The following is a 7,928-nucleotide window of genomic DNA, read 5'->3' on the forward strand; positions in this document are numbered from 1 at the left end:
GGCGGCGCGTGCTCCTCGGCCGGGTGCGCCGGCTCGCTGGCCGCGGCCGGCTCCGCCCCGGTCGCCTCGGGAGCGCCGGGGACCGATCCGGCGGCCTTGGCCGCGCGTGCGGCCTTCTCGTTCTGGACCACGATCGACACCCGGCGATTGCGCGGGTCGAACGGCTCGTCGGGGGTCCGCAGGATGGTATCGGCGAACCCGCGGATGGCCTTGACGTGACCGGCGGGCATGCCCGCCTCTTCCATGATCCGTCGGGCCGCGTTGGCGCGGTCGGCCGACAGTTCCCAGTTCGTGTAGGACCGGTCGCGGCCGAACGGCGCCGCATCGGTGTGCCCTTCCACCGCGATTCCCTGCGGCAACGAGGCGAGTTCACGGCCGATCACGGCCAGCACCTCGCGCGTCTCGGCCTTGACGTGCGAACTGCCCGAATCGAAGAACGTAGACTGACCGCCCTCCTGCAGTTCGATGCGCAACCCCTCGGCGGTCACCTTGACTTCGATCTGCGACTCGAGGTTCTTGAAGCCGGGGATGGCCTTGATCTGTTCCTTGATGCGCTCGGCGGCTCGCTCGAGCGCGGCCGTGGCCGCGGCCACGTCGCTGCCCTGCCCGCCACCACCGTTGCCGACGATGCCGGCGCCGGCGGCGATCGGTGAGCGCCCGTGGTCGTACTCGAAGACCCCGGGGTCCTGGAAGTACGACTGCACCGAGTTCTTGACGGCGGGGCTCTGGTTGACGAGCCACATCACCAGGAAGAAGGCCATCATCGCCGTCACGAAGTCGGCGTAGGCCACCTTCCAGGCGCCGCCATGGTGGCCACCGTGGCCCCCCTTCACCTTCTTGACGATGATGACCGGTGCGTGCTGGGCAGCCATGGCGATGTCCTAGGCGGCCGCAGCCGCGTCCTTCTGTCCCTTGCAGGCCTGCTCGGATTCCGTGAAGGTCGGGCGCACGTCCTCGGGCAGGGTCCGGCGCGCGAACTCGACGGCAATCGCCGGCGGGAAACCCTTGTACACGGCCAGCAGACCCGCCTTGATGCAGACCAGGTAGCGGCCTTCGGCATCGACCGCATGCTCCATGGCGCTCGACATCGGCTGCACGAAGCCGTAGGAGGCGAGGATGCCGAGGAACGTCCCGACGAGCGCCGCCGCGACGCTGTGGCCGATCTCTTCCGGCGGTCCGCCGATGGCCTGCATCGTGATGACGATGCCGAGCACCGCGGCGACGATGCCGAGGCCGGGCAGCGCGTCGGCCACCTTGGCCAGCGCCTGGGCCGGCTTGAGCGATTCGTGGTGATGCACCTCGAGGTCCTCGTCCATCAGGGACTCGAGGTCGTGCGGCGTGACGCCGCCGAGGATGATGACGCGCACCGAGTCCGACAGGAACGCCACCGCGTGGTGGTTGGCCAGGAACGTCGGGAACTTGCTGAAGATGGTGCTCTTCTCCGGTTCCTCGACGTGCGCTTCGAGGGCCATCACGCCCGACTGCTGCGTCAAGCGATAGAGCTGGTACTGAAGGGCCAGCAGGTCGAGATAGAGATCCTTGGTCGGCGGGCTCTTGAAGAAGCCGCCGAAGCGGGCGATCAGCGCCTTGATGAGCGAGATCGGCGTGCCGATGATCATCGCCCCGATGGCCGCACCGCCGATGATGATCACTTCGTTGAGCTGCCACAGGGCGCCCAGGACGCCGCCGTGCATCATGAAACCGCCGGCGACGGACCCGAGCACGATGAGTGAACCCACAATCACGAGCATGGACGCGTCCCTCTTCTAGGCCACATCGGCCGCGACTTCGCGGTCCAGGACACGCAGCCAGGTATGTACCAGCGCTGGATCCAGGGTCTGCCCCGCCAGCGACACCAGGTTGGAACAGGCCCGCGCGCTGACGGCCGCGGGTTGGCCAGGCCACCAGCCGTGGCTCGCCAGATCGAAATCGCGCACCAGCCGGGCGATGCGCGCCGTCAGGGGAATCTCGTCGCCGTGCAGTCCGAGCGGGATGCCGTCGCCGTCGAACCGCTCGCTGACCGACAGAACGGCGGGCGCCAGGTGCGCCAGGTCCGGCACGGCCTGCAGGAGATCGTGGGAGGCGCGGCGGCGTTGCCACTCCAGCCACGGGTTGTCGAAGGACGCCACCACGGCGAGGTGCCCGATGTCGGCCAGCAGCGCCACGTCGTGGGCCTCCCTGGCCAGGTCCTCACGCCCGAGGCATTCGGCCAGCAGCCGCGCCCATTCGGCCGTGCGACGGGCGCGCGCCGCGAGGGCGCGGTCGCGCCGCGCCAGGACCGACAGCAACAGCGCCGTCGAGCTCACTCCCCCCTCCGCCGCGGCCGTCAACAAGCCCTGGACGTGGCGCAGGACGCCCGTCGGGTCGTCGAGCGTCCCCGTGCGCGAGCGATCTGGAGGCGGGGAGACGAGAGACAGCAAGGAAGAATCGTCGGGAAAGCCGTGCATGTGCGCTCCGGAAGCGGGAACCAGGTCTGACCTGTCCCTCCGGACGGGCAATCGGCCGGCCGGGGCCGCTCCTTCAATGCGTGGGCACGACGCGGGAGTCGACCACTCTGGCTGGTAGCCCAGACCGGGAGCCTGACGCCCCCGGTCCGCGGCTCAGCCCCAGGTGCCGCGCGCGATCGGCATGCGCCACCCCGTGCCGAACGCCCTTGGCGTGACCTTGAGGACGGGCGCGGCCTGCTTGCGCTTGAACTCGGAGATGCGAACGAGGTGAAGCACCCGCCGCACCACCTCGGGGTCGAAGCCGGCGGCCTCGAGTCCGGGGCCATCCACGCACTGCTCCACGTGGCGCACGAGGATGGCGTCGAGCACGTCGTAAGGCGGCAGGCTGTCCTGATCCGTCTGATTCGGCCGCAGTTCCGCCGACGGGGCCTTGTCGATGGTGGACGGGGGAATCACGACGCCGCCGCGGTTGACCCAGCGCGCGAGACGGTACACCAGCGTCTTGTAGACATCGGCAATCACCGCCAGGGCGCCGTTCATGTCGCCGTACAGCGTGCAGTACCCGGTGGCGAGTTCCGACTTGTTGCCGGTCGTGAGCAGCAGGGCGCCGGTCTTGTTGGAGAGCGCCATCAGCAGGGATCCCCGGATGCGCGCCTGCAGGTTCTCCTCCGTCACGTCGGCTGGGCGCCCCGCGAACGGGGCGGCCAGCACGTCATCGAAGGCGGCCATGACCGGGGCGATGGGCAGTTCGTGGGTCGCCATGCCCAGCGCCTCGGCGAGGGCTCGAGCATCCGTGAGACTGCCCTCGCTCGAAAAGGGCGACGGCATGAGCACGCCGGTGACGTGCTCGCGCCCGAGGGCCTCGACGGCGACGACCGCCGTCAGTGCCGAGTCGATCCCGCCCGACAGGCCGAGCAGGGCCTTCGTGAATCCGCACTTGCGCGCGTAGTCCCGCACCCCGAGCACCAGGGCGGCAAAGACCTCGGCCTCGACCGGGGCGTCCCAGGGGGCCACGGCCGTGGCCGGGGCCGCCGTGTCGACGATCAGCGTGTCCTCGGCGAACGCGGCCGCCCGGCCGACGCACACGCCGTCGGGCGAGAAGGCCAGACTGCGCCCGTCGAAGACGAGGTCGTCGTTGGCGCCGACCTGATTGGCGTAGCAGGCCCAGACGCCGTACTTGCACGCCAGATGGGCCAGCAGGTGCTCGCGCTGCGCCAGCTTGCCCTGGGCGTAGGGCGACGCCGACATGTTCAGGAGCACGGGCGTGGCCAGCGCGCGCAAGGCCGCCACCGGGTCGCCACCGTAGCGGCGCGTCGTCCAGACGTCGGGGTCGTTCCAGACGTCCTCGCAGATGCTCACGGCGGCCCGGTGGTCGCCGACCGTCAGCGCCTCGACGGCCAGCCCGGGCTCGAAATAGCGGTCCTCGTCGAACACGTCGTACGTCGGCAGCAGCGACTTGGCGAACGACTGCCCCACCACGCCGGCATGCAGATGGACCGCCGCATTGAGCAGGGGGCGTCCCGCTTCGACGCCCGAGGGGATGGGCATCCCGAGCAGGACCGAGGGGCCACCGGCGAGCGCCGCGGCCAGTCGAGCAGCGACCTCCTGCCCTCGCGCGACGAACCCCGGCACCAGCAGCAGGTCACGCGGCGGATAGCCGGTCAGGGCCATCTCCGGCGTGACGCACACGTCGACGGTCCCCCTGACGGCCCTGACGGCCGCCTCGATGCGGGTCGCATTGGCCTCGAGGGCCCCGACGGTCGGGTTGAGCTGGAGAAGCGCGATCCGCATGCGCTTCGGGATGTTATCAGCCCGCGAAGACCCGGCCGCTCGGCAGCGTGGACGGTGCACTCTCGCTGGATCCGGCGCCCGGCCGCCGCAGGCGCGGCTCCTCGCTGGCGGCGGTGGCGTCGTTCAGAATCACGATGTCCACCCGGCGGTTGCGGGCCCGGTCGGCGGCCGTGCGATTGTCCACCCGCGGGTGGAACTCTCCATAGCCCGCCGCCGACAGGCGCTGCGGCGCGATGCCGACCTGCTCCACCAGGTAGCTCACGACGGAGGTGGCGCGCGCCGTCGAGAGGTCCCAGTTCGAGCCGTAGCGTCCGCTCTGAATCGGCACATCGTCGGTGTGGCCCTCGACGCGCAGCTTCATCTGGGCATCACGCCCGAGGGTCGTGGCCAGCTGCCCCAGCACCTCGCGGGCGACCGGCGACAGATCGGCGCTGCCGGTCGAGAAACTGCCGGCCTCGTTGATCGAGACGACGATGCCGCGATGGTCGATGGTGACGTCGACCGACGACCCCTGGAGCCGTTCGCGCAGCTGCTGGGCCAGCGCCCGTTCACGCTGCTCGTCGCTGAGGGCGGGCACCCTGTCGTCGGTGGCCTTGCGAGGCGGCACCGAGTCGGGCGCGGGGATGGCGATGCCGCGCGAGTCGAAGGCCACCTGCATCGAGTCCACCATCGACGACAGCTTGCGGGCGTCGACCGTGGAGATGGCGTACATCGTGGTGAAGAACGCGAACAGCAGCGTGATGAAGTCTGCGTACGACACGAGCCAGCGCTCGTGGCTCACCGCCGGCGCGGCATGGCGACGTCGGCGCACGCGTCGGCCGGTCACGCCGCCCTCCGGCGCGCCCCCGCCTGCGGCGCGGCCTCTTCGGCGGCCAGCAGGCCTCGCAGTTTCTGATCGATGAGGCGGGGATTCTGGCCCTCCTGGATGGCCAGGACGCCCTCCAGAATCACCTCGCGCCGGCGGGCGCGCCGCAGCGCCCGGCCGCGAAGCTTGGCGGCAATCGGCAGCAGGATCAGATTGGCCGACCCGACGCCGTAGACGGTGGCGACGAACGCCACGGCGATCCCCGACCCGAGCTTGCTCGGATCGCTGAGGTTCTCCATGACGTGGATGAGACCGAGCACGGCGCCGAGAATGCCCACGGTCGGCGCATAGCCTCCGGCCGCCTCGTAGACGCGGGCCGGTCCCTCCTCGAACTCCTCGCGGCCGTCGTTCTCGGCCTCGAGCATGTTGCGCAGCGTCGTCGGGTTGGTGCCGTCGACGGCGAGGCGGAGGCCGCGCCGCATGAAGGGGTCCGACAGCGAGTCGAGCTCGTCCTCGAGCGAGAGAATGCCGTCCTTGCGTGCCTTGACCGCCAGACGGCCGATGGCATCGAGCACCTGGGTGGCCGGGAGCAGGTCGTCCACGAACACGTCACGCAGGCTGCGCCACGCCGCCTTGACGTCCCGCAGGGGATGACTCAGCAGGACCGCGCCGAGCGTGCCGCCAAAGACGATCAACGCCGCCGCTCCCTGGAGCAGCGAGCCGATCTTGCCCCCTTCGGCCACGTGGCCGCCCACGATCATCAGCAGACCGAGCGGCAGGCCGATGAGCGACAGCGGGTCGTAGGCGCGCGTGCGGCGGGCAGCCACGGGCTACTCCACGGCGCGCAGCGCCGTGACCTCCCCGCGACGTTCGCGCACCGGCGGCACCAGCAGGCCGCGCTTGTAGTCCTGCACGCGGCTGACGATGTCGTTCGGGGCATCGCGCACGAGCAGCTTCTCGCCGTTGGCGAGGGCGATGACGGTGTCGGGATTGAACTCGATCCAGGTGATCTGGTCGATGTTGACCAGCAGGGGCGTCCCGTCGAGGCGAGTCACGCGAATCATGTGCCCTCCCCCATCGCCAGCCGCCGAGCGGCGGCGATGACCTCGGAGAGCGGGGCCAGACGTGCGTCGCGACCACCGGCCTCGAGATCCATCACGAGGCGTCGGGCAAGGGCGAGGTCGTCGGCAGTATCCACGGTCAGTCGCAGGTCCGGAGCGCGTACGTCCGGAGGAGCCAGGGGGGTCACGCGTACGATCCCGTCGGTCCGGCGGACCCAGGGGGTGACGTGCTCACGGTCGTAGGGCGCGTCGGCCTCCCGCTCCGCCTGCAGCAGGACGGTGCGCCGGATACCCTCCACGGCAGTGCCCACTGGCAGCGCCTCCTCGACGGCGTAATCGGCACCGTCGGACAGGGCCTTGAGGAGGCGCCCGGAGGTGCCCACGTCCACGAAGGGGTTGTCAGCGGTCGCCCGCAGCACATACTCGGCGTCCGGCCACGCCGCCGCCGCCTCCACATACCTCGCCAGCACGTCGTCGACCGGTCCAGCCCAGGTGGGGATGCCGAGGCGCGCGCCGAGGGCGAGCAGCGCCTGATCCTCGGGGTTGGTCGTGGTGGCCAGGACCACCGGACCGACGTCGGCGGCAACCAGGCGGGCCACGCAGTACTCGACCAGGGTCCAGGCGCCGAGGGGAGCGAGCACCTTGCCGGGGAGGCGGTGCGACCCGAGCCGGGCCTGCAGGATGACGACGGCCCGGGCCGGCGACGTCATGGCCGCTCCGGCGCCACCGTGGGGTCGGCCCGTTCGAGGACCCGCGCGTCGGCGTCCGTGAGGAACAGCGAGGATTCGTAGCTGCTCATGCGCAGGCCGTCGGTGAACGCACCGACGCAGGGCGTCACGACCTCGCCACGCGCGACACGAATGGTCCACTCGGCGAAATCGGCCCCGGCGGCGATGGTCAGCTGGATGCCGCCGCTGAACCGCGGATTGATCTCGAAGATGACCGGTGTGCCGTCGACGACCCGGCACTGGACGTTGACGGCGCCCCGGAACTGCAACACCTCCGCGCAGCGCAGCGCGAGATCGATCAGCACCTGGCTCCGCACGGTGCGGCCACGGTCGGTCACGCCCGACCGGATCACGAGCCGCTCGCGCGGCACGGCGGCCACGGCGCGCCCCTCGAGATCGCAGAAGAGATCGATGGTGTACTCGGGCCCGTCCAGATACTCCTGCACGACCGGGTCCGGCACGTAGTCGAGGAAGAACCGCAGTTGCTCGAGACTCCTGACGCGGTAGGCCCCGACACTGCCGCGGCCCGTGCGCGGCTTGATGAACAGCGGCGGCGGCGGGGGCTGGGCGCGCACGTCCGCCTCTGACCACGTCACGGCGACGCGGACGCCATGGCGTTCGAGGTGCGCTGCGGTCAGCAACTTGTCGCGGCAGATGCGGGCCGTCTCGACGTGCGGCGCCATCACCACGACGCCGGCGTCGGCAAAACGCCCGGCGGCGGCCGCGATGATCTCCAGTTCGTCGTCGATGGTCGGCACCAGCACGCCGACGTCGTGCGTGGCGCACACGGCCAGGAGCGCCTCCACGTAGGCCGGATGGTCGCTGCGCGGCACTTCCTGCGCGGCGTCGGCCAGGTGCACGGCCGGCGAGAACGGGTCGATGTCGGTGGCGATCACCTGGCCGAGGGGGGTGAGTCGCGTCAGCGCGCCCTGCAAGGCACGGACGAGCGCGACGCGACGCGAGGCCGCCGTGACCAGAACGTTGGGCGCGATCACCCGCGCCCTCGCGGCGGCGTCCCGAGATCGCCCGGCTCGAAGGGGTCGCCCGCGGCCAGCGCCCGCGGCAGCCGACACCCGATGAGGGCCCGCGCGTACTC

Annotated in this window: 9 protein-coding genes; all 9 read right to left on the reverse strand. The window is 70.9% G+C overall.

The window, feature by feature from the left end; translation table 11 throughout:
• The coding region (locus Q0C41_RS27905; protein ID WP_291989675.1) for a flagellar motor protein MotB at positions 1 to 872 on the reverse strand (872 nt) is incomplete at its 3' end.
• 9 nt (positions 873 to 881) lie between these two features.
• The gene (gene motA / locus Q0C41_RS27910; protein WP_291989677.1) at positions 882 to 1,751 is read right to left on the reverse strand and encodes a flagellar motor stator protein MotA; all 870 of its coding nucleotides are present in this window, start codon (positions 1,749 to 1,751) and stop codon (positions 882 to 884) included.
• Positions 1,752 to 1,766: 15 nt separating this feature from the next.
• On the reverse strand, positions 1,767 to 2,420 hold the full coding sequence (locus Q0C41_RS27915; protein WP_291989679.1) for an HD domain-containing phosphohydrolase: 654 nt from the start codon (positions 2,418 to 2,420) through the stop codon (positions 1,767 to 1,769).
• Positions 2,421 to 2,600: 180 nt separating this feature from the next.
• Positions 2,601 to 4,238, reverse strand: a complete 1,638-nt coding sequence (locus Q0C41_RS27920) for an NAD+ synthase (protein WP_291989681.1) — start codon at positions 4,236 to 4,238, stop codon at positions 2,601 to 2,603.
• A gap of 16 nt (positions 4,239 to 4,254) precedes the next feature.
• The gene (locus Q0C41_RS27925) at positions 4,255 to 5,064 is read right to left on the reverse strand and encodes an OmpA family protein (RefSeq protein ID WP_291989683.1); all 810 of its coding nucleotides are present in this window, start codon (positions 5,062 to 5,064) and stop codon (positions 4,255 to 4,257) included.
• Positions 5,061 to 5,870 carry a flagellar motor protein gene (locus Q0C41_RS27930; protein ID WP_291989685.1) on the reverse strand — a complete coding sequence of 270 codons (810 nt, stop codon included), beginning with the start codon at positions 5,868 to 5,870 and terminating at the stop codon, positions 5,061 to 5,063. The genes Q0C41_RS27925 and Q0C41_RS27930 overlap by 4 nt, the downstream gene beginning before the upstream one ends.
• A 3-nt stretch (positions 5,871 to 5,873) precedes the next feature.
• Positions 5,874 to 6,107, reverse strand: a complete 234-nt coding sequence (locus tag Q0C41_RS27935) for a flagellar FlbD family protein (RefSeq protein ID WP_291989687.1) — start codon at positions 6,105 to 6,107, stop codon at positions 5,874 to 5,876.
• Positions 6,104 to 6,814: an NTP transferase domain-containing protein gene (locus Q0C41_RS27940; RefSeq protein WP_291989689.1), complete on the reverse strand. Its 711-nt coding sequence runs from the start codon at positions 6,812 to 6,814 to the stop codon at positions 6,104 to 6,106. The genes Q0C41_RS27935 and Q0C41_RS27940 overlap by 4 nt, the downstream gene beginning before the upstream one ends.
• Complete coding sequence (locus tag Q0C41_RS27945) at positions 6,811 to 7,827, reverse strand: ATP-grasp domain-containing protein (protein ID WP_291989691.1); 1,017 nt, start codon at positions 7,825 to 7,827, stop codon at positions 6,811 to 6,813. Before Q0C41_RS27945 ends, Q0C41_RS27940 begins: the two co-directional genes overlap by 4 nt.
• Between the last annotated feature and the right edge of the window lie 101 nt (positions 7,828 to 7,928).

This window comes from Luteitalea sp. (genome assembly GCF_022842525.1).
Lineage (GTDB): Bacteria > Acidobacteriota > Vicinamibacteria > Vicinamibacterales > Vicinamibacteraceae > Luteitalea.

Coding starts and splice junctions, on each gene's coding strand:
- motA (WP_291989677.1), bottom strand. CDS start 1,751: ATGCTCGTGATTGTGGGTTCACTCATCGTGCTCGGGTCCGTCGCCGGC.
- Q0C41_RS27920 (WP_291989681.1), bottom strand. CDS start 4,238: ATGCGGATCGCGCTTCTCCAGCTCAACCCGACCGTCGGGGCCCTCGAG.
- Q0C41_RS27935 (WP_291989687.1), bottom strand. CDS start 6,107: ATGATTCGCGTGACTCGCCTCGACGGGACGCCCCTGCTGGTCAACATC.
- Q0C41_RS27940 (WP_291989689.1), bottom strand. CDS start 6,814: ATGACGTCGCCGGCCCGGGCCGTCGTCATCCTGCAGGCCCGGCTCGGG.